Here is an 846-nt window from a genome sequence, read left to right as displayed (position 1 = left end):
CCCATGCCCTCACCCACACCCCGCACCCGCCGGCACCGCCGACGCCGGTCCCTGCTGATCGCGGCGACCGCGCTGACCGCCACCGCGCTCGCCCCCGCCACCGCCGCGAGCGCCGCCCCCGCGGTCCTCGGCACGCCCGTGCTGACCGCGCCCGCGACCGCCGAGGTCGGCGACGTCATCACCGTCGAGCTCCGCACCGACGCCGCCGGCGACCTCTACGCCTACGAGCTGGAGCTCAGCTACGATCCGGCCCTCCTCGCCCCGGTCGAGGACAGCGTCGCCCTTCCCGACGGCGGCCACTCGAGCGCACTCGTCGACGATGACGCGACCAGCGTCACGCACACCAGACTCGGCACCTCGCCCGGCCTGTCCGGCGAGCAGAGCCTGGTGTCGATCGACTTCACGACCCTCGCCGCGGGCGATGCGGCCGTCACGCTCACCGGCGGCGAGACCGTCGGCACCGAGCTGGAGCGCACCGCCGTCGACGACGAGCTGAGCGCCGTGACCGCCATCGCCGAGCCCTCCTCCACCGGCGCCGACGCCGGGGCAGACGGGGCCGACGCGGGCTCCGACGGCGGCTCGAACGGCACCGCCGATGCGGGCTCCGACGGGGCGGACGGCTCCGGTTCGTCCGGCGACGACTCGGCTGCCGCCGCCGATGCCACCCCCTCACCCACCGCCGCACCGGCCGCGGACACCCCGCTGGCCGACACCGGAGCGCAGGCCGGGGCGATCGCCGCGGCCGCCGCCCTCGCCGTCGCGCTGCTCGCGCTCGGAGCCGTGCTCGTCGCCCGCCGCCGCGGGGCCGAGTGATGCGCCCCGCCACCCCCGGGGCCGCCGCAACGA

The 846-nt window shown here is 78.0% G+C and carries 1 protein-coding gene; it reads left to right on the top strand.

All coding sequences use genetic code 11. The features are described from left to right. Positions 1–813 (top strand): cohesin domain-containing protein (locus tag FM119_RS05930; RefSeq protein ID WP_143822635.1); only part of this gene is annotated, 813 nt, incomplete at its 5' end. Positions 814–846 lie beyond the last annotated feature (33 nt).

The sequence above is a fragment of the Mycetocola reblochoni REB411 genome (genome assembly GCF_900163835.1).
GTDB classification, from domain to species: domain Bacteria; phylum Actinomycetota; class Actinomycetes; order Actinomycetales; family Microbacteriaceae; genus Mycetocola_B; species Mycetocola_B reblochoni.
The sequence above is the reverse complement of the archived record's forward strand: the minus strand, read 5'-3'. Positions and strand labels throughout refer to the sequence as shown.